We start from the raw sequence: 24503 nt of genomic DNA on the forward strand, positions 1-24503 counted from the left end.
TGTATTTTCTCCCCGGAAGCATCGGATTTTGCCTGGACATGCTTGCGCAACGCTCGTTGCTGGTGCTGTTGGCGATCAGAGTAGCGGGCTGGGGACGGGATGGAACGAGTAGCCGCTACTTGCCCGACGGTGAAGAAACACCTAGACGGCACTTGGCGCCCTATTTCAGCAGATCACCCATAACGGGGGCATCCCTGTCATTGCCTGTCAGCGGCGGCAGACCCCAGGTATCTTCGATCATGTGCAGGAGGGAATAGTGGCCGAAGCGGGCGGTGGAGGTGAAATCCCCCGTGGCCGCCGGCCCGGCGGCTACCGCGACCATCCGGTTGTTTTTGCAGCCGCCCTCGTCCCCGGTGACCACCGGGAGGGAATCCCCCGAGGCATGGCCGGCGAGACGGGAATGCTGTTGGCCCGCTGCGCAAGCCAGTCACCGGCCCGCACCGGCCCGCACCGGGCGAAGGGTGCCGGGACGGGGCAGCGCCTACTCCCCCGGACGAAGCGCCGTCCGTACAGTTCCCAGAAGGGAACGGAAGCCGGGATCCTCGGGCAGGCTGTCGAGGAGGACGGCTCCGTTCGGCCCCGCCAGGGGTATGCGCCAGTTCGGGTATTCGGTACTGGTGCCGGGCTGGTTCTGCGTCCGGGTCTCACCGACCGCATCAACCAGGGCTACCCCCAGTAACGAGGAAGGCGTCAGAGCGGTAAACGCGTAGAGCGCCTCGATCGTCCGCCGGACATCCTTGCCGGCGGCACCCGCCGGAAGCAGGCCGTGTTCCCGTACCAGGGCCAGGACCGCCTCCTGCTCGGCGGCGGACTCGGCCCGTTCCTGTTCCACCCCACGCTGCAGCAGGCCCAAAGATTCCCGGAGACTGACATGGTCGCCAGCCAAGTACCCCGCCGTCGGCGGCAAGTCGTGGGTGTTAACGCTGGTCAGGCACTGCTGGCGGTATCTTTCCGGCGGGATCGGCCCGTCGGCGTCGTGCTCAAACCAGAGGATCGAGGTGCCGAGGATCCCACGCTCCGCCAGGTAATCCCGGACCCGGGGCTCAAAGACGCCCAGGTCCTCTCCGATCACAATGGCCCCGGCGCGTTGGGCCTCCAAAGCCAGGATTCCGATCAGCGCCTCATGATCGTAGTAGACGTAGGTGCCCTCCCCCGGCCCCGCACCGGCAGGGATCCACCACAGCCGGAACAGACCCAGGATATGGTCCACCCGGATCCCGCCGGCATGGCGCAGCACGGTCCTGAGCATGTCGCGGTAGGCCGCGTACCCCGACTCCGCGAGCCGGCCCGGGTGCCAGGGCGGTTGGGTCCAGTTCTGGCCCCGCTGGTTGAACATGTCCGGTGGTGCGCCCACCGTGACGTCCCGGGCCAACACCCCGGCAAGGGACCAGGCATCGGCGCCGCCCAGTTTCACCCCCACCGCGAGGTCATGGATGACCCCGATCTCCATGCCGCACAGCTTCGCGGAGCGCTGCGCTGCTTCGAGCTGCTGGTCGCAGAGCCACTGCAGCCAGCGGTGGAATTCGATCCGGCCAGCGAGCAGTGCCCGTTGCTCCTTGCAGTAGGCGGTGTCCGGCGCGGACGCCTCCACGGCCCACTGCGGGGCCCCCGGGGGCAGCTTCTCGGCCAGGGCGCACCAAAGGGCGAAGTCGTCGAGTCCCTGTCCCTGTTCGGAGCAGAAATCCGCAAATGCGCGGCTGCGGGCGGGGCTGCGCGGGACCCCGAACACCAGCTCCAAGGCGGCCAGCTTTGCCCCGTAACAGGAATTCCGGTCCAGCAGTCCGGTGGAGTGGTTTCCGGAGTGCCGTTGCTCGGCCAGGCGTTCCACCCTGGCCCGGCCGGCCGGGCCAAGGTAGCCGTATTCGGGGATCTCCTCCACCCGGAGGTAGAGGGGATTAAAGTACCGCCTGGACGTGGGCAGGTACGGCGAGTCTTCGACCGGCGGCCGGGGCTCGGCCGCGTGCAGTGGATTGACCAGCAGGAAACCGGCACCCTCCTGCCCTGAAATCGTGGCGAGGTCTGCGAGGTCCGCGAAGTCGCCGATCCCCCAGGACCGGGAGGATCGCACGGAATAGAGCTGCGCGGTCAGTCCCCAATTCCGCCGGCCCGCCAGCGCCGCGGTCGTTTGGAGCCGCCGCGGTGTAACGACGAGAGGGCACCGGGCTACCGTGCCGTTGTTCTCTGCCAGCAGGGTATGCCAGCCGAGGGGCACACGGTCCGGTACCGCGAACGTCGCCCGGCCGGTGAGGACACCGTCGACGTCGACCGGCTCGTCCCAGTTGTCCCGCTGCGCTACCTCGTACCTGCCGCCGTCTTCGGCGAGGATCCACACGCGGACGGCGCTTCCGTGCGGCAGATGGACGTTGACGTTGAACCCCTGCCCTTCGCGGGCGACGACGACCGGCGGCAGCAGACGCCGCCACGGCGCCAGTCCGGCCTCAGCCAGGGACCGTTCCAGCTCCTCCGCTCCGGCGGCCGGGACGCCCAGAGCCGCGAGGACACTCTGCAGGGTGGCGTCCGAAACGGCGCGTTCGACGCCGTCCCAGCCCCAGTAGGAGGTCCCCACGCCGTGGGCCGCGGCAAGTTCCCGCAGCAGTGCGGCTGTGCCTGGCGCATTGTTATGGTGCATACCATCCGTCATGGGGCAACTCTAGACGCCGGCAACGCCCCGTCCCGTGTTGGTGGACTCGGGTTCCGCCGGATAAACGGCCCAGATGTGCCGGATGGCTCCGTGCCGAACCCTCCGGCCTCGCCTCCCCTTGAGGCGCCGCTGTCTTTATGCGCGCTGTGCGATCCGCGCTAGCCTTGCAGTCTATGGTCGACGTCGAACCCTTCCGGATGCTCCTCCCCGAGGAGCGCCAACGGAAGCTTGCCCTCCTGCCCGCCCTCCGCCAGGACAGCACCCCCGCAGGCAAGGCGGCATGAACGCCGCCGAAACCTGGTGGGAGCGGATCCTCGCCGGATTCGCGCAGGGCCCCGTCCCGCACGTCACCGGTACCGAGCTCGCCCTGGTGGTCCTCATCGCCGTCGTGCTCTCCCTCCCCCGCGTTACGTGGCGTTACTTCGGGCTGATGGCCACCGTGACCCACGAACTCGGCCATGCCTTCGCCGCGCTCATGACGGGCCAGCGCCTCGGCGGGATCCGGCTCAGCCTGGACCACTCCGGCACCACCACCACCTATAGCCGGCGCCCCCTGGCCGCTGTCTGGTCCACGTTCTGGGGCTACCCGGTTCCCGCCGTCGTCGGTGCTGCCATGGTCTGGTGCGGCTTCAACGGCTGGGGGCCGGCGGCGATGTCGGTTGGAACCCTGGTGCTGCTGGCCTCGTTCCTCTTCATCCGCAATGGGATCGGACTCCTGATCACCGCGGCCGCGGTACTGGCCGCCGTGCTGCTCGTCCTGTTTGTCCCGCCCGAATTCAACGGCCACGTTATGATCGTGCTCGGTCTGGCCCTCCTGGTCGCTGCAGTACGGGACCTCGGGAAACTGGCCACCGTCCATCTGCGGCGCCGGGACAGACTGCCGACGTCGGACGCGTACCTGCTGTTCCGGGCCACCCGCGTTCCTGCGGTCATCTGGATCGTACTCTTCGCCGGCGTCGTGGGGGCCGCCTGGTGGTTTGCCTGGCAGCCGATGGCGCAGGTCTTCGCAACGTTGCAGGGGCCGGGCGTTCCCCCGGCATAGGCTGGGACCATGAGCCAGACACACACCGATGACCCCGCCGGCTTCAGCACGAAGGGTGCCTACGTCACCGGCGGCGAGGAGTTCAGCCGGGACACCAACTACATCGAGGACCGGATCACCCGGGACGGTGCCCCGGGCAGCAACGGCGAACCCGGCTGGCCCGTGGAGCCGGGACGCTACCGACTGATCGCGGCCCGCGCCTGCCCCTGGGCCAACCGGACGGTGATCGTTCGGCGGCTTCTGGGCCTCGAGGACGTCATTTCCCTCGGACAGCCGGGCCCCACCCACGACGCCCGCTCGTGGACCTTTGACCTGGATCCCGGCGGCAAGGATCCTGTGCTTGGCATCGGGCGGATCCAGGACGCCTACTTCCGCCGGTTCCCGGACTATCCCCGCGGCATCACGGTGCCGGCGATCATCGATGTCCCCAGCGGCAAGGTGGTCACGAACAACTTCCCGCAGATCACACTGGACTTGTCCACCGAGTGGGCCAACTACCACCGGTCCGGTGCCCCGGCGTTGTACCCCTGGCAACTGCGTGATGAGATCGACACGGTCAATAAGAGGGTTTTCACCGAAGTCAACAACGGCGTCTACCGCTGCGGCTTCGCCGGCTCCCAGCAGGCCTATGATGCCGCCTATGACCGGCTCTGGACCGCGCTGGACTGGCTGGAGGAACGGCTGACGAGCCAGCGTTACCTCGTCGGGGAGACCATCACCGAGGCCGACGTCCGGCTCTTCACAACGCTGGCGCGGTTCGACGCCGTGTACCACGGGCACTTTAAGTGCAACCGGCAAAAGCTCAGCGAGATGCCGGCCCTCTGGGGATATGCCCGGGACCTGTTCCAGACCCCTGGCTTTGGCGACACCACCGACTTCGTGCAGATCAAGCAGCATTACTACATCGTCCATGAGGACATCAACCCCACCGGGATCGTGCCGAAGGGGCCCGAGCTGGGCAACTGGCTGACCGAACACGGCCGCGAAGCCCTCGGCGGCCGGCCCTTTGGGGACGGGACCCCGCCCGGACCGGTCCGGGCCGGTGAAGAAGTGGCTCCGGGGCACGGGGCGGGCTGAGCCCCTGTCCCCACCGGCCGCGGCCCTAGACGTGGTTTGTCCACTTGTCGCAGCAACATCCCCAGCCTAGGGTGAACCGGGATGAGCAACGTAAAAGACGCAAGTACTCCGCGGTCTTCCCCGGCGGCGAGACTGTGGCGGATCGTGTCCGGCAGCGTGGCGTCGGCGCTGCTCTGGCCCCGGCTGCAACTGGCCATGAAGGCGGCATTGGCCGCCGGCATAGCCTTTGCTGTTGCACCGTTTATGCCCGGGTCCGCGGCCGACTACCCGTACTACGCTCCGCTTGGCGCCCTCGTCGCCATGTACGAGAACGTGTCCGGGTCCATCCGCCAGGGTGTCCAGACCCTGGTGGGGCTGGCGATCGGCATCGGCCTGTCCTTTGTGCTTGTCAGCCTTGGAGACCCCACTCCGGTGTCGGTTGCCATCGTTATGGGCTTTGGCGTCATCCTCGCCGGGCTCCCGTGGATCGGCTCCGGCAGCGACTGGATCCCGACGGCGGCTCTCCTGGTCCTGCTGGTCGGCGGAAACAATCCCGACAGCTTCTCGTTCGGCTACCTGGTCCAGATGGGCGCAGGGGTCACCGTGGGAATCCTGGTCAACCTCCTCGTGTTCCCGCCGTTGCATTTCAACGCCGCCGCGCTCAGCATCGCTCAGTTGCGCCTTGCCCTTGCCCAGCAACTGGGTGACATGGGCAAGGCATTGAAAGAGAGCTGGCCGCCGGAGCATGAGGACTGGTCGAGCCGTTCCGAGGCGCTCGCAGGATCGGCCCGCTCGGTCCGGCTCGCGGTGGAAAAGGCGGACGCCAGCCGGCACGCGAACCCCCGGCGGCGGCTCCATCCGCGGGATGTGGAGCTGGACTACCGGAACCTCCGGGACCTAGAGCGGGTCACCTTCCATGTCCAGGACGTCACGCAGGTCCTCTCGGATGTCATCTGGGCCGGCGACACACCCTTCGTTGTACCGGATGAATACGCTGTCCCGCTCGCCGAGGCCATGGCTGCGGTGGCTGACGTCCTGCGCTCCATCGAAGAGGAGAGCCCGGAACGGCAGGCGGAACTGGTCGAGACGGCCGATGCCGCAGTGAAGGAGTTGACCGCCCGCATCGGCGCGGAGGAAGCAGCAACAGACGCGCCCAGTGCGGTGGAATCTATCCTGCTGAGTCTGCTCCGCATGCTGCGCGTCGTGAAGTCCGGCGGACCCAGGAACTAGCGGGCCGCGGGCCACAACCCGACGGCGGCGGCCGCCCCAGCCGGACATTCAGCCTGGTTTGGTGCTGGCGGGCATTTGGGATAGCTCGTCGGGGGGCCCGGGCCTGGGTCGCGGGGGTGGGATGGCCGGCTCATGGACATGCCCCGCGCCGGGGACAGCCGGTGGACATAGTCCGGTTATGCCCGGTCCCGGGTGCGAAGAATGAGCATGTCCTCCCGCCCGACAGCCCGGCTCCCCGCCGCCGGACCCACCCAACGCCTGATTCCCCGCCGCCGGACCCACGCGCCCATACCATGACGGTCCTGCCCAGTCGCTTCGGCGCCCGGCGCCAAACGCGCGCGGGATTCCGGGCTTTGCCCGGGCCGGCAGGTGGCCGGACGGCGGGCAACCGGGAAGGAGCGCGCCCGCTGGCTGCCTGCGCCCGGCCATGTAAACGAAACTGCCCACGGGACATGCCCCGCGCCGGGGCCGGCACGGGGACATAATCCGGTTATGCCCCGTCCCGCGTGCGACGCATGGACATGTCCTCCCGGCGCGAAGAGATCCGGGCCCCGCCTAAACTCCCGACGAACAAGCGAAAAGGATCGCTAGAGCACGGCAACCGCTCCGCTGAAGTGCTTGCGGCCGGACCTCGGGTTCCAGGCGACATAGTCGGAGCGCTGCCAGCCGCCGTCGGTGTCCTGGACTGTGCTGATGTCCAGGGCCACCCGCGCCGGCAGGAACACCGGCGCCTCGAAGGTGACCTGCCAGCTGAATGTCTCTCCCTTTGCGGCGCCTACGTCGGCCAGCGCCCTCGAGGCAAGGTACATGCCGTGGGCGATCGACCGGCGCATCCCCAGGGCCTTGGCCGAGAGCACGCTCAGGTGGATGGGGTTGAAGTCACCGGAAACGGCGGCGTAGGCCCGGCCGGTGTCCACTCCCAGCTGCCAGAGCGCGGTCGGATCCGGGGCGGTGAAGTGAACCGGCGCCGACGGTGCCGAGGGCTTGTCGATTCCGGGCAGGAACACGCCCTTGGCCAGGTAGCCGGACACTCCGCGCCAGCGGATCACGTCCTCCCCCGCCCCCCGCACTTCGGTCACGAGGTCCAGCTGGGTGCCGGAACGGTGGCCGCGCAGGTTCTCCGCCCAGGCCCGGATGTCCAGCGCCTCGGTGAAACGAACGGGCGCAGACTGCACCACCTTGTTACTCAGGTGGATCATCCCCAGCAGCGGCAGCGGGAAATCATCGCGGTTCATCACGCTCATGGCCAGCGGGAACGCCAGCGCATGGACAAAACCGGCCGGGAGGACGTCGCTTGCGGTTTCCCCGACCAGGTGCTGGTAGGCCGTGAGGTTCCCGACCCCGGCCCGCACGCCGCGGACCTCGTGGCTGCCCGCCGGAAGCGCGGTCCCCGTATGCGTTCCCAGGACCCGGCGCCGCGCAGCCGTGGCGGCGGCGTTGACGTACAGCTTGGAGAGCGCCGGCATCTCGCCGAGGATGACGGGCTGCGAAGGGGTCATGCCCCCACCAGGTTCTGCCCGCAGACGCGCAGCACATCGCCGGATATCCCGCCGGCGGCGTCGCTGGCCAGGAACGCGATGGCCTCGGCCACGTCGGCCGGCCGGCCGCCCTGCTGCAGCGAGTTGAGCCGGCGGGCCAGCTCCCGGGTGGCGAACGGGATCCGGGCTGTCATCTCGGTCTCGATGAAGCCCGGGGCGACGGCATTGATGGAGCCGCCGTGCGCGGCCATCAGCGGTGCGGTTGCCCGGACCATGCCCATCACACCGGCCTTGGACGCGGCATAGTTGGTCTGCCCGCGGTTGCCGGCGATGCCGCTCGTCGAGGCAACGGACACGATCCGCGGCGAGTTCCGGAAGTGCTCCGAGGCCAGCAGCGCCTCGTTGATGCGCAACTGGGCCGCGATGTTGACGGCGATGACGGAGTTCCATCGGCCCTCGTCCATGTTGGCGAGCAGCTTGTCACGGGTGATGCCCGCATTGTGGATCACGATGTCGAGCCGGCCATGGCGCTCCACAGCGTGGTCGATGATCCGCTGGCCCGCGTCTTCCCGGCCGATGTCAAGCTGCAGGGCGGTGCCGTGCACCTCGTTGGCCACCGCGGCCAGGCGGTCCCCGGCGGCCGGGATGTCAACGACGATCAGCGTCGCGCCGTCGCGGCGCAGCGTGCGTGCAATCGCGGCGCCGATCCCGCGTGCGGCACCGGTCACGACGGCGACCCGCCCGGCCAGCGGCTTGTCGGCGTCGGCCGGCAGCTGCCCGGCAGCTGAGGTGACGGTCAGGAACTGCCCGTCAACGAACGCAGAGCGACCGGAGAGGAAGAACCGCAGCGCGCCGAGGGTGCTGGGGCTGGTGGTGCCCGCACCGTTGGCGAGGAGGATGCCGTTGCCGGTGGCCCCGGCCCGGAGTTCCTTGGCCAGCGACCGCAGCAGTCCTTCGACGCCCTGCCGGGCCGCGGCATCGGCAGGCCCGGCGGAGACCGTTGCGGCGCGGGACACGGTGATCACGCGGGCGTTGGGCGCCAGGTCCCGCAGGGAGGCGGCCGCCGTCAGGACCGGCTTCTCCAGATCCCCGGGGTGGGCCAGTTCGTCCAGTACCAGGATGATGGCGCCCAGCTTTTCCTTGGGCACGGCATGCCGGCGGACGTCCAGGTTCCAGGACAGCAGGGTCGACGCGAGTTCTTCGGCGCCGCTGCCGGAGCCCTGGACCAGCACTGGCCCGTCGATCAGGGGCTGCCCCGCTTTGTGGCGCCGGAGCACCACCGGCTGCGGGAGCCCGAGTTTCCTGGCGATGTCCCGGCCAGGGCCCCTGCTCACGAATTGAGTGTATTTGTCGGTCATACGGTCCCCCTAGTGTGCTTCGAGAATAGCGACGACGCCCTGGCCGCCGGCGGCGCAAATGGAGATCAGGCCGCGTGCCGGGCGGCCGTCCACCTGCCCCTTGGTGTGCAGCATCTTCGCGAGCGAGGCCACGATCCGTCCGCCGGTAGCGGCGAAGGGGTGCCCGGCGGCGAGCGAGGATCCGTTGACATTCAACCTGGACCGGTCGATGCTGCCGAAGGCGCCGTCGAGGCCGAGACGGCTGCGGCCGAATTCCTCGTCTTCCCAGGCGGCGAGGGTGCTCAGTACGGTACCCGCGAAGGCTTCGTGGAGCTCGAAGAAGTCGATGTCATCGAGGGTCAGCCCGTTGCGGGCGAGCAGCCGAGGCACCGCGAAGGCGGGAGCCATCAGGAGGCCGTCCTTGCCGTGGACAAAGTCAACGGCCGCCGCCTCGCCGTCGACGACGGTGGCGAGTTTGGGCAAATCGTGCGCGTCGGCCCATTCCTCGGAAGCGAGCAGCACGGTGGCGGCGCCGTCGGTGAGCGGCGTGGAGTTTCCGGCCGTCATGGTCGCCGCGGCGCCCAGGTTCTTGCCGAAGACGGGCTTGAGTGTGGCGAGCTTCTCGAGGCTGGTGTCAGCGCGGAGGTTGGAGTCCCTGCTGAGGCCGCGGTACGGGGTGAGGAGGTCGTCGAAGAAGCCGGCGTCGTAGGCGGCGGCGAGGTTGCGGTGGCTCTTGAAAGCCAGCTCGTCCTGCGCCTCGCGGGTGACGTTCCACTGCGCGGTGGTGAGTGCCTGGTGCTCGCCCATGGACAGTCCGGTCCGCGGCTCCCCGGTGTTCGGGGCATCGGGGGCGAGGTCCTTGGGCCGGAGGCGGCTGAGGATCTGCAGCCGCTGGGGCAGGGTCTTGGCGCGGTTCAGGTCCAGCAGCACGTCACGGAGGCCCTCGCTCACGGCGATCGGGGCGTCCGAGGCGGAGTCGACACCGCCGGCGATGGCCGAATCGATCTGGCCAAGTTTGATCTTGTTGGCGAGGCCGAGCACCGTTTCCAGGCCGGTGGCACAGGCCTGTTGCAGGTCATACGCCGGAGTTTCGGCGGAGAGGGCAGAGCCGAGCACGGCTTCGCGTGTCAGATTGAAATCGCGGGAGTGCTTAAGCACGGCCCCGGCGGCAACTTCGCCAATGCGCTCATCCTGCAGGCCGAAGCGTGCGATCAGCCCGTCCAGCGCCGCTGTCAGCATGTCCCGGTTCGAGGACTTGGTGTAGGCGCCTCCGGTCCGGGCAAACGGAATGCGGTTGCCGCCCACCACCACGGCTTTGCGGAGCTGCGGCTGTGCCGCTGCTCCAGGCTGCGCTCCGGTCTGTCCTGCGGACCCCGTTGTCGGGGTCGATTCCTTTGGTCCGGGGGTGGACTGTCCGTTGACGGACATGGGCTGTCTCCTTTGATCAAAGCGGGTTACCGATACCCAGCGTACCTGATACGCTGGGTATCGTGAACATCCTCCAGACTGAACTTTCCGGCGGCCGCCCGGCCGGCGCCGGCGCTTCCGGCGGCGGAAGCGTCGACGGTCGTGCCTCCCGCTGGCAGTCGCACCGCGAGGAACGGCGTCGTGAACTCATCAAGTCGGCACGCCGGGCCGTCCACGCGCTGGGCAGTGACGCCTCGATGGAGGATATTGCCGCCGCGGCGGGAACCTCCAAATCGGTGTTCTACCGGTATTTCGGGGACAAGGCCGGGCTCCAGCAGGCGGTGGGTGAAGTGGTTCTCAGCCAGATGCAGCGGCGCATCCAGGAGGCCGCGCAGAGCGCCCAGACTCCACGCGAGGGCTTGCTCGCCATGGTTTCGGCGTATCTGCAGATGGCCGAAACCAGCCCGAATGTGTACACGTTCGTCACCCGGCACGCTCCCGGCGCGGACGGCGCCATTGCCACGGCCGGTGCCTTGGGCCACTTCTTTGCGGCGATCAGCGACATGATCGCCCGGCCCATGCGCAGCCACCTCGGCGAATCGTCCGGACGCGAGACCGCAATCGGCTACTGGCCGAACGCAGCGATCGGCCTGGTCCGGAACGCCGGTGAACAGTGGCTCGCGAGTCCGGACTCCCTGTCCAAGCCGGACCAGGCGGCCATGGCGCTCCAGATCACCGACTGGCTTTGCCTGGGCATCGCCCCCGAGCTCCGCACCGCCGCCGCTTCTGAGCGCCCGGCCCGGGAGCCGTCAGGGACGGACCCCGCGCGGCCGAGCTAACGCCGACCTCAGCAGCACCGATTTCAGCAACGATTTCAGCACCGACCTTGTCAGAACCAAAGAAGGAATCGACATGACCGAACTAGCCGACCGCCCCGCAGGTGCCACCCGCAACACCGCCATCCGCAACAGCCCTGCCCCGACGCCGGCAGGTTCAGCGACGACGTCCGGCATGCCGGCCCCCGCCGTCGACGTCGCGGCCCTCGGCGAACTGCTGCTCGGCAAGTGGGCAGACACCCGGCGCGTCGCGCGGACCCTCGCCGGCCGGCCCGAACTGCACAAGACCGAAGGCCTGAGCCACACGGACCACCGCCGGCGCGTCTTCGGCCAGCTCAAAATCCTGGTGGAGAACGGCGCCGTACACCGTGCCTTCCCCGCGTCCGTCGGCGGCGCCGACGAACACGGCGGAAATGTTGCCGGTTTCCAGGAACTCGTCATTGCCGATCCCTCGCTGCAGATCAAGGCCGGGGTCCAGTGGGGCCTGTTCGGCTCCGCCGTGAACCACCTCGGCACCGAAGAGCACCACGAGAAGTGGCTGCCCGGCATCATGAGCCTGGACATTCCCGGCTGCTTTGCCATGACGGAGACGGGGCACGGCTCGGACGTTGCCAGCATCGCCACCACCGCCACGTACGATCCGGCCACCGAGGAATTCGTGGTCCACACGCCCTTCCGGGCAGCCTGGAAGGACTACATCGGGAACGCCGCCGTCGACGGCCTCGCCGCGGTGGTCTTCGCCCAGCTTGTCACCCAGGGCGTGAACCACGGCGTCCATGCCTTCTACCTGGACCTCCGCGATCCCGAAACCAAGGACTTCCTGCCGGGAATCGGCGGCGAGGACGACGGCGTCAAGGGCGGCCTTAACGGCATCGACAACGGCCGGCTGCACTTCACCAATGTCCGGATCCCGCGCACCAACCTGCTGAACCGCTACGGCAATGTCGACGCCGACGGCAGCTACAGCTCCCCCATCGCGAGCCCGGGCCGCCGCTTCTTCACCATGCTCGGAACCCTGGTCCAGGGCCGGGTCTCGCTTGACGGCGCCGCCGTGACCGCGTCGAAGCTTGCCTTGAAGACCGCGATCCAATACGCCACCGAACGCCGCCAGTTCAACGCGTCCTCGCAGACCGACGAGGAAGTCCTGCTGGACTACCAGCGGCACCAGCGCCGGCTCTTCACCCGGCTGGCCACCACATACGCCGCGGGCTTCGCGAGCGAACAGCTGCTGCAGAAGTTCGACGACGTCTTCTCCGGCCGCAGCGACACCGACGAGGACCGGCAGGATCTCGAAACCCTCGCCGCCGCGCTCAAGCCGCTCAGCACCTGGCATGCCCTGGACACGCTCCAGGAATGCCGCGAGGCCTGCGGCGGCGCCGGATATCTGATCGAGAACCGCTTCGCCTCGCTGCGGGCGGACCTCGACGTCTACGCCACCTTTGAAGGCGACAACACCGTGCTTCTGCAGCTTGTCGCCAAGCGGCTGCTGGCCGACTACGCCAAGGAATTCCGCACGGTGAACTTCGGCGTGCTGGCCCGCTACGTCGTCGGCCAGGCCACCGGTGCCGCCATCCACCGGACCGGCCTGCGCGGCGTGGCCCAATTCATGGCGGATTCCGGTTCGGTGCAGAAGGCCGCCATCGCGATCAAGGACGAAGCGAGCCAGCGCGCGCTGCTGACCGACCGGGTGCAGACCATGGTCGCCGAAGTGGGTTCGGCGCTCAAGGGCGCCAACAAGCTCCCGCAGCAGCAGGGTGCGGCGCTGTTCAACAGCCACCAGAACGAACTCATCGAAGCCGCCCAGGCGCACGCCGAGCTGCTGCAATGGGAGGCCTTCACCGAAGCACTGGGCAAGGTCACGGACCCGGGCACCAGGAAGGTCCTGACCTGGCTGCGGGACCTCTTCGGGCTGTCCCTGATCGAAAAGAACCTGTCCTGGTACCTTATGAACGGCAGGCTCTCGATGCAGCGCGGCCGCACGGTGGGCGAGTACATCAACCGGCTCCTGGTCAAGATCCGCCCGCACGCCCTGGACCTGGTGGATGCCTTCGGCTTCGGACCGGAACACCTCCGGGCCGAGATCGCCACCGGAGCCGAAAAGACCCGGCAGGACGAGGCACGGGAGTACTTCCGTATGCAGCGCGCCAACGGACAGGCCCCGGTGGAGGAGAAAATCCTGATCGCGCGCAAGGCTCACGCGAAGAAGGCCCCGCGCGGCTGAGCGGCCGCTTCAGCGGGATCAGACAAACGACGACGGCGCCGCCCCCTCAGCCGGGGCGGCGCCGTCGTCGTCCGTATTTCCGGCGGGGTTCTCTAGGAACCGCTGGGGAGCACCGATCGGTACACCTCAAGGGTGGTCTCGGTGATGGATTCCCAGGAGAAGTGCTCCTCCGCGCGGCGGCGGCCGGCCTCGCCCATGGCGCGGGCCCGCGCGGGATCGGAGACAACCTCCGTGAGCGCGGCGGCGAATTCGGTGACGAACTTCTCCGGGTCCAGCGGGATGCCGGTACCGTCGCTGACCTGCTCGATCGGAACCAGCAGCCCGGTCTCGCCGTGCCGGACAACCTCCGGGATCCCGCCGGTGGCGCTGGCCACAACGGCGGCGCCGCAGGCCATGGCCTCAAGGTTCACGATGCCGAGCGGCTCGTAGATGGAGGGGCACGCGAACGCGGTGGCGTGGCTGAGCACCTGGATCACCTCGTTGCGCGGCAGCATCCGCTCGATCAGGACGACGCCGCTGCGCTGGCTCTGCAGTTCCTCGATCAGGCGTGCCGTTTCGGCCGCCAGCTCCGGAGTGTCCGCGGCGCCAAGGCACAGGACCAGCTGGACGTCGGCCGGAAGCTTCGCGGCGGCCCGCAACAGGTACGGGACGCCCTTCTGCCGGGTGTTCCGGCCCACGAAGACAACGCTCGGCAGCTCCGGATCGATGCCGAGGGCACGGATGATGTCGTCGCCCTCGTCCCGGTTCCACCGGCTCACATCGATGCCGTTGTGCACCACCTTGACCTTGGCCGGGTCGACCTCCGGGTAGCTGCGCAGGATGTCCTGCCGCATGCCCTCGGAGACGGCGATGATGGCCGCCGCCGCTTCATAGGCGGTCTTTTCCACCCACGAGGACACCGCGTAGCCGCCGCCGAGCTGCTCGGCCTTCCATGGACGCAGCGGCTCCAGGCTGTGGGCGCTGAGCACATGGGGAATCCCGTGCAGCAGCGAGGCGATATGCCCGGCCATGTTGGCGTACCAGGTATGCGAATGTACGAGGTCGGCGCCGGCAATGTCCGGGACGATCCGCAAATCAACCCCCAGGGTCTGGACTGCGGCGTTCGCTCCCCCGAGATCCTCCGGTACCGCGTACGACGTGACCGTCGCTCCGTGGTATCCGGGTTCACGGGGCGCGCCGAAGGCACGCACCTGCAGATCCACATGTTGGGCCAGCACCCGGCTGAGCTCGGCCACATGGACCCCGGCGCCGCCATAGATTTCGGGCGGGAATTCTTTGGTCACAATGTCTATACGCACAAACCCCAAGGTAGTCGTTACGGTGGAACTGATCTAGTGTGAAGACGTTCGGGCGTGCCGGACTGTTTTGGGGAGTAACAAAGGCGTTCAGGAGCGATCACCATGCCGAATAAGAAAGTTCTGGCCATTGTCCTCGCAGGTGGCGAGGGAAACCGGCTGATGCCGTTGACTGCGGACCGGGCCAAACCCGGCGTGCCGTTTGCGGGAAGTTACCGGCTCATAGACTTTGCATTGTCCAACCTGGTCAACTCCCGGTACCTGCAGATCGTCGTCCTGACGCAGTACAAGTCCCACAGCCTTGACCGCCATATCTCCGAAACCTGGCGGATGTCCACCCAGCTGGGCAACTACATCGCGTCCGTTCCGGCGCAGCAGCGCGTGGGTAAGAGCTGGTTCCTTGGCAGCGCCAACGCCATCTATCAGTCGCTGAACCTCATCCACGACGCCAACCCGGACATCGTCGTCGTGGTCGGCGCCGATCACGTCTACCGCATGGACTTCGGCCAGATGGTGGACCAGCATGTCGCCAGCGGCGCCAAGGCAACGGTCGCCGCCGTGCGCCAGCCGCTGAGTATGGCCGACCAGTTCGGCGTGATCGAGGTGGACCAGAACGATCCGCGGAAGATCGGCGCATTCGTCGAGAAGCCGTCCTCCACCCCCGGACTCGCCGCCGACCCCTCCCAGTTCCTGGCCTCCATGGGCAACTACGTCTTCGACGCCGATGCCCTCGTCGAGGCCCTGCACGTCGACGCGGAGCGCCTCGACACCAAGCACGACATGGGCGGGGACATCATTCCCTACTTCGTCAACAAGGGCGAGGCCGGCGTCTATGACTTCACGCTCAACGAGATCCCCGGGTCCACCGAACGCGACCGCACCTACTGGCGCGACGTCGGCACGATCGACTCCTTCTACGACGCGCACATGGACCTCATCTCGCCCGTGCCCGTGTTCAACCTGTACAACTCGGAATGGCCGATCTACACGCGGCAAAGCATCTCGCCGCCGGCCAAGTTCGTCCGCGGCCCGAAGAACACCGTCGGCACGGCCCTGGATTCAATTGTTGCCAGCGGAACGGTGATCTCCGGCGGCATCGTGGAGGGCTCCGTGCTCTCCAACGACGTCTATGTCAGCACGTCCAGCCGGGTCCTCGATTCCGTGCTGATGGACAAGGTCACCATCGGTGAAGGTGCCGTCGTCAAGCGCGCCATCATCGACAAGAACGTCAAGGTGCCAGCGCATGCGGCCATCGGCCTCGACGCCGAGCTGGACCGGGCCCGCGGCTTCAAGGTCACAGACTCCGGCATCACCGTGCTTTCCAAGGGACAGCTGGTCCCGGAGCCGGGCGAGTCGGAGCGCGCCCTTTCGGCCGCCAACCTGATCCTGGTGCCGGATGCGGTCAGGGCCGCCACGGAAAACTGGCCCGCCCTGCGGGAGTCCGTGGACAAGGCCGCAGAAGTCCAGGCCGCCGCCGTCGCAAATTCGCAGCCGACCAAGGCACGCTAAGCGGAATCCCGTCTGGCGGGGCCGGGCGCCGACGTCGGGCGGGGCTCCCGGCAGGCTGTAAAATTGGGGCAATGAGCTCCCCCGATCTGCCTTCCGGCATGACTCCTGCTGACTTGACCGCCGCTGGCTTGACCGCCGCTGGCTTGACCGCCGCGGAAATCCAGGCCTGCCTCAAAGTCCTGAACAGCATCCACGTCTACGACGAGGAGCACCCGGACTACGTGTCGGTGCGCCGCGCCACCGGCAAGATGTTCAAGGCCGTCAAGCGGCACCGCCGGGTCAGCAAGCGGGACCTCATCGCCGAGGCGGACCGTGCCGTGCTCGCCCAGACGGCGACGGCGGCCCCGGACCGGATCGACGACGAGACCCGCGGCAACAAACTCGCCACCTCCGCGTCCGGCGAGATCGCCGGGCACCTCATCAAGTCCCGGCCCTGCTACATCTGTAAGCAGCACTACACGCAGGTGGACGCCTTCTACCACCAGCTGTGCCCCGAGTGCGCCGCCTTCAGCCACAGCAAGCGGGACGCCCGCACGGACCTGAGCGGCCGCCGCGCACTCCTCACCGGTGGCCGGGCCAAGATCGGCATGTATATCGCGTTGCGGCTGCTCCGCGACGGCGCCCACACCACCATCACCACCCGCTTCCCCAAGGACGCCGCCCGGCGCTTCGCCGCGATGGAGGACAGCGCCGACTGGCTGCACCGGCTGCGGATCGTCGGCATCGACCTCCGCGATCCCTCCCAGGTGATGGCCCTGACCGACACCCTGGACGCGGCAGGTCCCCTGGACATCATCATCAACAATGCGGCCCAGACCGTACGGCGCTCAGGCAACGCGTATAAGCCCCTCGTCGATGCCGAGGACGAGCCGCTGCCTGCCGCGCTGCAGCCGGCAAACGGCGGCCCGGAACTCGTCACCTTTGGCCACGCCCATGACAAGCACCCGCTGGCCCTGGCCAGCACGGTGCTGGAACATCCGGTCCTCGCCGGCGACGCCATCACCTCGCTCGCCCTCTCCACTGGCTCCGCGTCGCTCGAACGCATCGCCTCCGGCACGGCCATCGACGCCGGCGGCCTCGTCCCGGACCTCGCCACCATCAACAGTTGGACGCAGGTGGTGGACGAGGTCGATCCGCTCGAGATGCTCGAGGTCCAGCTCTGCAACGTCACCGCGCCGTTCCTGCTGGTCAGCCGGCTCCGGGGGGCAATGAAGCGCTCCACCGCCCGGCGGAAATACATCGTCAACGTCAGTGCCATGGAGGGCCAGTTCTCCCGCGCCTACAAAGGCCCCGGCCACCCGCACACCAACATGGCGAAGGCTGCACTGAACATGATGACCCGGACCAGCGCCCAGGAAATGCTGGACTCGGACGGCATCCTGATGACCGCCGTCGACACCGGCTGGATCACCGATGAGCGGCCGCACTACACCAAGGTGCGTCTAATGGAGGAAGGCTTCCACGCCCCGCTGGACCTCGTCGACGGGGCCGCCCGGGTGTATGACCCGATCGTCACGGGCGAGTCCGGTGACGACCAGTTCGGTGTCTTCCTCAAGGACTACAGGCCCAGCCCCTGGTAGGCCCTCCGTCTACCAGAGCATGCCGGTCCGGGCCACGGGCCTTATGGCACTGACGAGGCTCGTTGACGGTAGTAACGTGGGTCTATGAATATTGAGACGACGCCTGTGCCGAATTACGAGCTGTCCATCGATGAGTGCTGGGTGTTGCTGGACACCGAAGTCGTCGGACGGATTGCCATGATCGTCGACGGCCATCCGGAGGTCTTCCCTGTGAACTTCGTGCTGGAACGACGCGCGATCGCCTTCCGCACCGCCGGCGGCACCAAGCTCTGGGGTGCCATGACGGCGAAGCCGGTCGCCTTCGAAATCGACGGCTATGACGCCCACGAGCAAACGGCGTGGAGCGTGATCGCCCGCGGCGAAGCCGAGCTGATCGAAAGCCAGGACGATAAGAACGCCGTGGACGCCCGGCTGCTGGAGCCATGGCAGGCAGGCGACAAGGACTTCTACGTGCGCGTGGCCCCCAAGGTACTCACCGGACGCCGGTTCAAGGTCAACAACCCCGATCTGTGGAACACCCGGCTCTCGGATCCCCGCCGGCAGTCCTTCGAGTAGACGGCTTTCGGCTGAGCCGCCTGACCACGCGGGAACGGGCCAGCCCTATTTGGATTTGGTTGCCTTGGCCTCCGGAGTGTGGACCACGAGAACGGGGCAATGGGCGTGCGCCACCAGTGCGGAACTCACCGAACCCAGGAGTAATCCTCCGAAGCCCCCGTGCCCGCGCCGCCCCACAACGAGCATGTCCGCGTCCCGGCTGGCCTCGATCAGGGTGTGCCGGGGGTGGCCCTGCACGAGCCGGGCTTCCACATTGGCAGGAGGCTCGGCACCGAAGGCCGTGACCATGCTCTCCTGGAGGATTTCTCCGGCGCGGACGTCAAAGTCGTCGATGCCCATCGCGACGTAGCCGTCGTATACCGGAGGGACGTCCCAACTCGCCAACGCGATCACCGTGGCGGACAATTGCTCCGCGAGGCTTTGCGCCCGGCGAAGCGCTTCGACCGAGGCGGCTGAGCCGTCGACCCCCACCACAATGGTCCGGACATCCCTGGCTTCGGTCATGGTTAATCCCTTCGAGTGCTGATGCGTCATGCCAAGGATAGCGCCGGCCTGCCGCCGGCGTTCAGGGCCTAAGGTCACGGCCATGCTCACGGATCCGCCGCAGGCCGCCGCCGAGCAGTCCCGGTAGGCCGGTAGGCCCTATGACCCTTGTCCAGGTTTAGGCTGGGTAGAAGAATTGCAGCGGCCGGGGACGAACAACGTTACCGGGCAGCGAAGGGGATTCAACAGGCGCCGGCACAACGTGCGCGACAGGCTGGGGAGCACCGCATCACACGAGGCCGCGCAAGCGGCCGGGACGGGAGAATCATGATTGCCTGGGCAGACACAGGTCTCGCTGCAGCCGAAGGGGCGCCGGCTGTCATCCGCGTCTTTATCCTCGATGACCACGAACTCGTCCGGCGGGGGCTGCAGGAGCTCCTGGAGGGCGAAGGGTTCCTCGTGGTCGGGAGTTCGGGCTCCGCCGTCGAAGCGACGCGGCGCATTCCCGCGCTCCATCCGGATGTCTGTGTCCTCGACGCGCGGCTGCCGGACGGAACCGGCATTGAGGTCTGCCGCGACGTGCGCTCAGTGGACCCCTCCCTCAACTGCATCATCCTGACGAGTTTCGACGACGAACAGGCCCTGCGCGGCGCGGTGCTGGCCGGGGCCAGCGGCTATGTCCTCAAGGAAATCGGCGGCACGGACCTGATCGGTGCCCTGAGACGGGCAGCCGCCGGCGAATCGCTGTTCGAGGAAGGCGTTGCAGCAGGAATCGTCGACAGCCTGGTGGAGGCCGAAGAAGTGGATCCTCGGACCTCGTCCCTCACGCCGCAAGAGCGACGGGTGCTGGAACTGGTGGGGGGCGGACTCACCAACCGCCAGATTGCCGCCGAAATGTTCCTGGCCGAGAAGACCGTCAAGAACTACGTCTCCTCCCTGCTGGCCAAGCTCGGCTTCGAGCGGCGCACCCAGGCGGCCGTCTTCATCGCAAGCCCCGCGTTACCGCTTCCGCCCGGAAGCCATGCCGCCGGCGACGGCAGGCGCCCGCACAGCATCCGCTGACCCGACCGTCCGCTGACCGGGCGGCCAGAGCCGGCTGCTGCCTAGATCGGCACCGACCACTCGAGGCTCGTGCCGGCGTCGGGCGCGCTGGTGATGGTGCATTCGCCGTCCAGCATCTTCGCCCGGTCCTCCAGGTTGGACAGTCCGTTGCGTTTCTCCGGCCGGGCGAACCCGGAGCCGTTGTCGGTGATGACCACTGTCACCCGGCCCTTGAAGACGCCGACGGACACCGAGATGGCGTCGGCGCCGGAATGCCGGATGGCGTTGCTCAGCCCTTCGGACACAACGGCGACGACGTTGTCCGCCTTGTCCGGCGTGATCACGTCCACGGGGCCGGTGATGGTCAGCCGGGGCGTGAACGGCATGGACTTTGCCGAACTCCTGGTGACCCGCCGGATCCGCCCGCTGAGCAGCTCCGCTTCGCCGCTGCTGCTCTTGAGCGAGTAGATCGTGTCGCGCAGGCTCCGGATCGCCTCGTCGAGTTCGCCGGTGATGTTGCGGATCCGTTCGGTTGCGAGCTCGTCCTTAGTGAAACGCGTCAGGCTCTGCACGCTCAATCCGGCCGCGAACAGCCGCTGGATGACGAGGTCGTGCAGGTCCCGGGCGATCCGTTCGCGGTCCGTGAACACCAGCAGCTCTTCGCGGAGCCGGTGTACTCGGGCCAGTTCCAGGGCGAGGGCCACGTGGGACCCGAAGACGGCACCCATCTCGATGTCGGTGCGGGCGTAGTGGAGCGAGTCCGCGTCGCGGGCCAGCAGCAGGAGCCCGTGATGCGCCCCCTGGGTGCTCAGCGACACCGCCAGCAGCGGCCCGGTGAGCGGCGGGTCGATCTCGCCGAAGAGGGCGGAGGCGTCGTCAAGGACCACCGGATCGCCGCCGTCGAGAACGCTTTGGAGCAGCGGCGATTCGAGCCTCAGCGTCCGGCCCGAGAAGTGGGAACCAAGCTTGCCGGCGACCCCCGCGACAATGTGGCCCGGGCCGGTGACGGCCGGTGCCACGAGCAGGGCAAGCTGCGAGCCGGACTCCTGCAGGGCGCGGCTGGCGATGGGATCCAGGCCTCCGGAGGTGTAGTCACGGTCGTTGCTCAGCATCAGTCCGGAGACGTCCATACAGGCTTCCAGCCAGCGCGCCCGGCGCCGGGCATCGTCGTAGAGCCGGGCGTTTTCAATAGCGACGCCGGCGGCGGCGGCGAGGGCGACGGCCAGGCCCTCGTCCTCTGCCGTGAAGTCGCTGCCGTCTTCCTTCCCGGTCAGGTACAGGTTGCCAAAGACCACATCGCGGACGCGGACGGGGACGCCGAGGAAGGACTCCATGGGCGGGTGGTTCGCGGGGAATCCGTAGGACTCGGGATGCTGGCGCAGGTCGTGGAGCCGCATCGGCCGGGGGTCGGTGATCAGGAGCCCCAGCACGCCGTGGCCGGTGGGCAGCGGGCCGATCTTGTGCGAAAGCTCACTGTCGATGCCGACCGTGATGAAGTGGCTCAGGGCCCGGTCGTCCCCAATGACGCCGAGGGCCCCGTAGCGGGCGCGCAACAGCCGGCACGCGGACTGGACAACACGTTCGAGGACGGCGTCAAGGCTGAGGTCTTCGGCGACGGCGACGACGGCCTCCAGCAGGCCGGCCATCCGCTCCTGGGACTGGAGCAGCTCCTCGGACCTGGAGGCAAATCCATTGAGGACCCCGGCGATTCTGGGGTGTGGCTCGGTGGCGGTATGGTCCGGGGTGTCCCCGATTGAATGCATGCTCATTGCCCCAATTCACTACGACGAACACAATCATCATCGACGCGGACGACGTGATGCCAGAATACCCCGTATCCGGCCGAACGACCCGGGATTCCGCGCTTTGCCACTTCGAATGTGACCTTGTGCCCTAACACGACGCCGCCGGATTGACGTAGGCTCGGCGCCATGAGTACTGATCCGAACCCGGGCGCCCAGCAGCCAAAAGACCACCCGCCACACGCCGTCGAGAACCTTGACCACCATGAATGCTGGCGGTTGTTGCGCAGCGTTACCGTGGGCCGGCTGGCGGTGTGGGTGGACGATCATCCCGACATTTTCCCGATCAACTACAAGGTGGACCATGGCTCGCTGGTTTTCCGGACGGCCGACGGCACCAAGCTGCAGGCGGCAACCGGCGACACCGCGGTAGCCGTGGAGGCCGACGGCGTCGACGCGGACAGCGGCATCGCGTGGAGTGTAGTGATCAAAGGCCAGGCGGCCCCGGTGCAGAACCAGCAGGAGGTCCTGGACACCGTGGGCCTGCTGCTGTTCCCGTGGCAGGCGGGCAAGAAGGAACATTTCGTCCGGATCACGCCTGAAACCGTGACAGGCCGCCGCTTCAAGGTGGTGCCGCCGCTGACCTGGTGGACGCCGCTTGACGATGCCACCCGTTCCGGACTCGAATAGCCCCGCGCCGACGGCCCGGTGGGCATTTTCGTTAGTTCGTCCGGGGTCTGAGTCCAGGGGAGGGACGGCCGGGATCAAGGACATGCCCCGCGCCGGGGCCAGCGCGTGGACATATTCCGGTTATGCCCTGTCCGGGGTGCGACGAATGGGCATGTCCCCCGCCCCTGAGGAGCAGCCGGATTCCCCGTGGCCGAACCCACCCAACGCCTGACCGGACCAGCCCACCGCGGTATGCCACGCCGGACCGGCCCCACCGGACCGGCCCCACCGGACCCATGCCGTGACGGTCCTGCCCAGTTGCTTCGGCGCTTGCCCGGGCCGGCAGGCGGTATGGCGGCGGGCAACCGGGAAGGAGCGTCCCCGCTGGCTGCCTGCACGCGACCAAGCAAACAACGCCCGGCTTGACCGGACATGCCCGCCTAAGGGGACATGCCCCGCGCCGGGGCGAACGGGTGGACATATTCCCGTTATGCCCGGTCCCGGGTGCGAAGAATGGGCATGTCCTCCCGGCGCGAAAGGGCCTTGGCCCCGCCTAAACCCGCGGCAAACTGGCGACAATGCCCACTAGGCCAGGCGGGTGATTTCCACGCTCACACTGAGCGCGGAGCCGCCGCCGCCGGACAGGATGCCCTTCAGCGGCGGCACATCGCGGTAGTCGCGTCCACGGGCCACCGTGACGTGGAAATCGCCGGCGGGCTTGTGGTTGGTCGGGTCCCAGCTGCGCCACTCGCCGTCCCACCACTCCAGCCACGCGTGGGACTGCCCGGCGACCGTCTCGCGGAGTTCTGCCGTCGACCGCGGGTGCAGGTAGCCGGACACATACCGTGCCGGGATGCCGCGGCTGCGCAGCGCGCCGATAGCGAGGTGGGCGAGGTCCTGGCAGACGCCCTGGCGCTGGGTCCAGGCTTCCTCGGCGTTCGTGGTGACGCCGGTGGAACCCTTCATGTACGTCATTTCCCCGCGCATCCATTCGAAAATCGCCAGGGCCGCCTCGTGCGGGTCACGGCCCTGAACGACGCCGGGGATGATGCCCAGCACTTCGGCGCCCGGCCCGGTGAGCTGCGACTGCGGAATCCAGTCGCTGTACTTGTTGAGGGTGTCCGTGGCAGCCAGCACGTCCCAGCCGACGATGTCCGCCTCGGCCGGGAATTTTTCCACCCGGTGCACCTCGACGGTGGTGGTGGAGACCACTTCCAGGTACTCATGCGGCATCTGCATGTCAAAGGCCGTGACCCGGGTGCCCCAGTAGTCGCGGTGGCTGCTGACGGACGCCTGCGACGGCGAGACCTTCATCGAAGACTCCAGCACCACTTGCTGGGTATCCGTCAGCGGCGTCATGCGGGCTTCGTTGTAGGAGAGCGTGACACGTTTGTTGTACTTGTACGCGGTCGTGTGGATGATGCTCAGCCGGGTCATGAAACTTCTCCCACCCAGGCCAGTTCGTCGGCCTGATTGAAGTACTTGCGGGAAATGGCGTCCGACGCCTGCGAGACGGCCTTTTGCACACGTTCCATGTGCTCCGGCAGTTCCGACATCAGGTCGTCGGTGCGGTGGAACTCGAGGAAGGTCCGGGCCTGGCCCACGATCCGGCGGGCGTCGTTGATGAATCCGACGCGCTGGGCCGAGGGGTCCAGCTTGGCCAGGCACTCGTCGGCGTCGCGAAGCGCGTACACGATGGAGCGCGGGAACAACCGGTCCAGAAGCAGGAACTCGGCCGCGTGCTGGTCACCGAACGCGGCCCGGCGGGTGCGCAGGAAGGACTCGTAGGCGCCGGCGCAGCGGAGCATGTTCACCCACGACATGCCCGCGGAAAGCACGTCCCGGGTGGAGAGCATCCGTGCCGTCATATCGGCGCGTTCCAGCGAGCGGCCCAGGACCAGGAACTGCCAGCTCTCGTCGTGGCTGACCGTGGTGTCCGCGAGGCCGCTGACCATGGCCGTGCGTTCCAGCACCCAGTTGCAGAAGCGGTAGGTGCCAACGACGTCCTTGCGGTGCTGGTTGAGCCCGTAGTACGTGGTGTTCAGGCTCTCCCAGAGCCCGGACGACACGGTTTCCCGGGCGCGGCGGGCGTTCTCCCGGGCCGCGCCCAGGGAGCCGGCAATCGACGTGGCACTCTGCTTGTCGTAGGCCAGGGCATTGAGCAGCTCGGGGAGGCCGAAATCCTCGCTCTGCGCCCGGGCGCCCATCACGGCGAGGAGTTCCTGCGCCACGGCGCGCTGTTCCTCCATCGGCAGGTGGTTGAGCCGCTCCAGGTGGACGTCGAGGATCCGGGCGGTGCCGTCGGCCCGTTCCACATAGCGGCCGATCCAAAACAGTGACTCGGCGATACGGCTAAGCATTCGCGGTTACCTCCAGCGCAT

At 67.8% G+C, this 24503-nt stretch carries 20 protein-coding genes; 10 read left to right on the forward strand and 10 right to left on the reverse strand.

Features of this window, described 5'->3' with window-relative positions; genetic code table 11:
• Positions 1 to 160: 160 nt before the first annotated feature.
• Positions 161 to 322 carry a hypothetical protein gene (locus ACZYZE_RS13290; RefSeq protein WP_459319092.1) on the reverse strand — a complete coding sequence of 54 codons (162 nt, stop codon included), beginning with the start codon at positions 320 to 322 and terminating at the stop codon, positions 161 to 163.
• A 159-nt stretch (positions 323 to 481) separates the two neighbouring features.
• Positions 482 to 2641 (reverse strand): 4-alpha-glucanotransferase, encoded by a 2160-nt coding sequence (gene malQ / locus ACZYZE_RS13295; protein WP_463908127.1) that lies wholly within the window; start codon positions 2639 to 2641, stop codon positions 482 to 484.
• Between the two features lie 280 nt (positions 2642 to 2921).
• On the opposite strand from malQ, the gene ACZYZE_RS13300 reads away from it, so the two are divergent.
• From ACZYZE_RS13300 to ACZYZE_RS13310, 3 genes are all read left to right on the forward strand, one after another.
• Positions 2922 to 3683 (forward strand): M50 family metallopeptidase, encoded by a 762-nt coding sequence (locus tag ACZYZE_RS13300; protein WP_463908129.1) that lies wholly within the window; start codon positions 2922 to 2924, stop codon positions 3681 to 3683.
• A 9-nt stretch (positions 3684 to 3692) separates the two neighbouring features.
• Positions 3693 to 4760, forward strand: a complete 1068-nt coding sequence (locus ACZYZE_RS13305; protein WP_459319095.1) for a glutathione S-transferase family protein — start codon at positions 3693 to 3695, stop codon at positions 4758 to 4760.
• A 195-nt stretch (positions 4761 to 4955) separates the two neighbouring features.
• Positions 4956 to 5969: an FUSC family protein gene (locus ACZYZE_RS13310; RefSeq protein ID WP_459319112.1), complete on the forward strand. Its 1014-nt coding sequence runs from the start codon at positions 4956 to 4958 to the stop codon at positions 5967 to 5969.
• A 587-nt stretch (positions 5970 to 6556) separates the two neighbouring features.
• On the opposite strand, the gene ACZYZE_RS13315 is transcribed toward ACZYZE_RS13310, so the two are convergent.
• The 3 genes from ACZYZE_RS13315 to ACZYZE_RS13325 are packed head-to-tail and all read right to left on the reverse strand — an operon-like array spanning position 6557 to position 10212.
• Complete coding sequence (locus ACZYZE_RS13315) at positions 6557 to 7468, reverse strand: MaoC family dehydratase (RefSeq protein ID WP_463908131.1); 912 nt, start codon at positions 7466 to 7468, stop codon at positions 6557 to 6559.
• Positions 7465 to 8805, reverse strand: a complete 1341-nt coding sequence (locus tag ACZYZE_RS13320; protein ID WP_463908133.1) for a 3-oxoacyl-ACP reductase — start codon at positions 8803 to 8805, stop codon at positions 7465 to 7467. The genes ACZYZE_RS13315 and ACZYZE_RS13320 overlap by 4 nt, the downstream gene beginning before the upstream one ends.
• Positions 8806 to 8814: 9 nt before the next feature.
• Positions 8815 to 10212: an acetyl-CoA C-acetyltransferase gene (locus ACZYZE_RS13325; RefSeq protein WP_463908135.1), complete on the reverse strand. Its 1398-nt coding sequence runs from the start codon at positions 10210 to 10212 to the stop codon at positions 8815 to 8817.
• Between the two features lie 68 nt (positions 10213 to 10280).
• On the opposite strand from ACZYZE_RS13325, the gene ACZYZE_RS13330 reads away from it, so the two are divergent.
• Positions 10281 to 11030 (forward strand): TetR/AcrR family transcriptional regulator, encoded by a 750-nt coding sequence (locus tag ACZYZE_RS13330; RefSeq protein ID WP_459319113.1) that lies wholly within the window; start codon positions 10281 to 10283, stop codon positions 11028 to 11030.
• Between the two features lie 73 nt (positions 11031 to 11103).
• Positions 11104 to 13248: an acyl-CoA dehydrogenase family protein gene (locus ACZYZE_RS13335; RefSeq protein WP_463908137.1), complete on the forward strand. Its 2145-nt coding sequence runs from the start codon at positions 11104 to 11106 to the stop codon at positions 13246 to 13248.
• Positions 13249 to 13340: 92 nt separating this feature from the next.
• Here ACZYZE_RS13335 and glgA read toward each other — a convergent pair whose 3' ends face one another.
• Positions 13341 to 14546 (reverse strand): glycogen synthase, encoded by a 1206-nt coding sequence (glgA, locus tag ACZYZE_RS13340; RefSeq protein ID WP_463908139.1) that lies wholly within the window; start codon positions 14544 to 14546, stop codon positions 13341 to 13343.
• 96 nt (positions 14547 to 14642) lie between these two features.
• On the opposite strand from glgA, the gene glgC reads away from it, so the two are divergent.
• The 3 genes from glgC (at position 14643) to ACZYZE_RS13355 (ending at position 18187) form a co-directional block, all read left to right on the forward strand.
• Complete coding sequence (glgC, locus tag ACZYZE_RS13345; RefSeq protein ID WP_459319114.1) at positions 14643 to 16052, forward strand: glucose-1-phosphate adenylyltransferase; 1410 nt, start codon at positions 14643 to 14645, stop codon at positions 16050 to 16052.
• 98 nt (positions 16053 to 16150) lie between these two features.
• Positions 16151 to 17632, forward strand: a complete 1482-nt coding sequence (locus ACZYZE_RS13350; protein WP_463908184.1) for an SDR family NAD(P)-dependent oxidoreductase — start codon at positions 16151 to 16153, stop codon at positions 17630 to 17632.
• Positions 17633 to 17716: 84 nt separating this feature from the next.
• Complete coding sequence (locus ACZYZE_RS13355; protein WP_463908141.1) at positions 17717 to 18187, forward strand: pyridoxamine 5'-phosphate oxidase family protein; 471 nt, start codon at positions 17717 to 17719, stop codon at positions 18185 to 18187.
• Positions 18188 to 18232: 45 nt separating this feature from the next.
• Here the strand turns inward: ACZYZE_RS13355 and ACZYZE_RS13360 are convergent, their stop codons facing one another.
• The gene (locus tag ACZYZE_RS13360; RefSeq protein ID WP_459319102.1) at positions 18233 to 18691 is read right to left on the reverse strand and encodes a universal stress protein; all 459 of its coding nucleotides are present in this window, start codon (positions 18689 to 18691) and stop codon (positions 18233 to 18235) included.
• A gap of 306 nt (positions 18692 to 18997) precedes the next feature.
• Here ACZYZE_RS13360 and ACZYZE_RS13365 point away from each other — a divergent pair, with 306 nt between their 5' ends.
• Positions 18998 to 19732: a response regulator gene (locus ACZYZE_RS13365; RefSeq protein ID WP_459317935.1), complete on the forward strand. Its 735-nt coding sequence runs from the start codon at positions 18998 to 19000 to the stop codon at positions 19730 to 19732.
• 41 nt (positions 19733 to 19773) lie between these two features.
• On the opposite strand, the gene ACZYZE_RS13370 is transcribed toward ACZYZE_RS13365, so the two are convergent.
• Entirely contained in the window at positions 19774 to 21474 is a 1701-nt protein-coding gene (locus ACZYZE_RS13370) for a GAF domain-containing sensor histidine kinase (protein WP_463908186.1), read from the reverse strand.
• A gap of 168 nt (positions 21475 to 21642) precedes the next feature.
• Here ACZYZE_RS13370 and ACZYZE_RS13375 point away from each other — a divergent pair, with 168 nt between their 5' ends.
• Positions 21643 to 22143, forward strand: a complete 501-nt coding sequence (locus ACZYZE_RS13375; protein WP_459317936.1) for a pyridoxamine 5'-phosphate oxidase family protein — start codon at positions 21643 to 21645, stop codon at positions 22141 to 22143.
• 564 nt (positions 22144 to 22707) lie between these two features.
• Here ACZYZE_RS13375 and ACZYZE_RS13380 read toward each other — a convergent pair.
• Positions 22708 to 23559 carry a transglutaminase family protein gene (locus ACZYZE_RS13380; protein WP_463908144.1) on the reverse strand — a complete coding sequence of 284 codons (852 nt, stop codon included), beginning with the start codon at positions 23557 to 23559 and terminating at the stop codon, positions 22708 to 22710.
• The gene (locus ACZYZE_RS13385) at positions 23556 to 24482 is read right to left on the reverse strand and encodes an alpha-E domain-containing protein (protein ID WP_459317938.1); all 927 of its coding nucleotides are present in this window, start codon (positions 24480 to 24482) and stop codon (positions 23556 to 23558) included. Before ACZYZE_RS13385 ends, ACZYZE_RS13380 begins: the two co-directional genes overlap by 4 nt.
• Between the last annotated feature and the right edge of the window lie 21 nt (positions 24483 to 24503).

The organism is Pseudarthrobacter woesei (genome assembly GCF_055412745.1).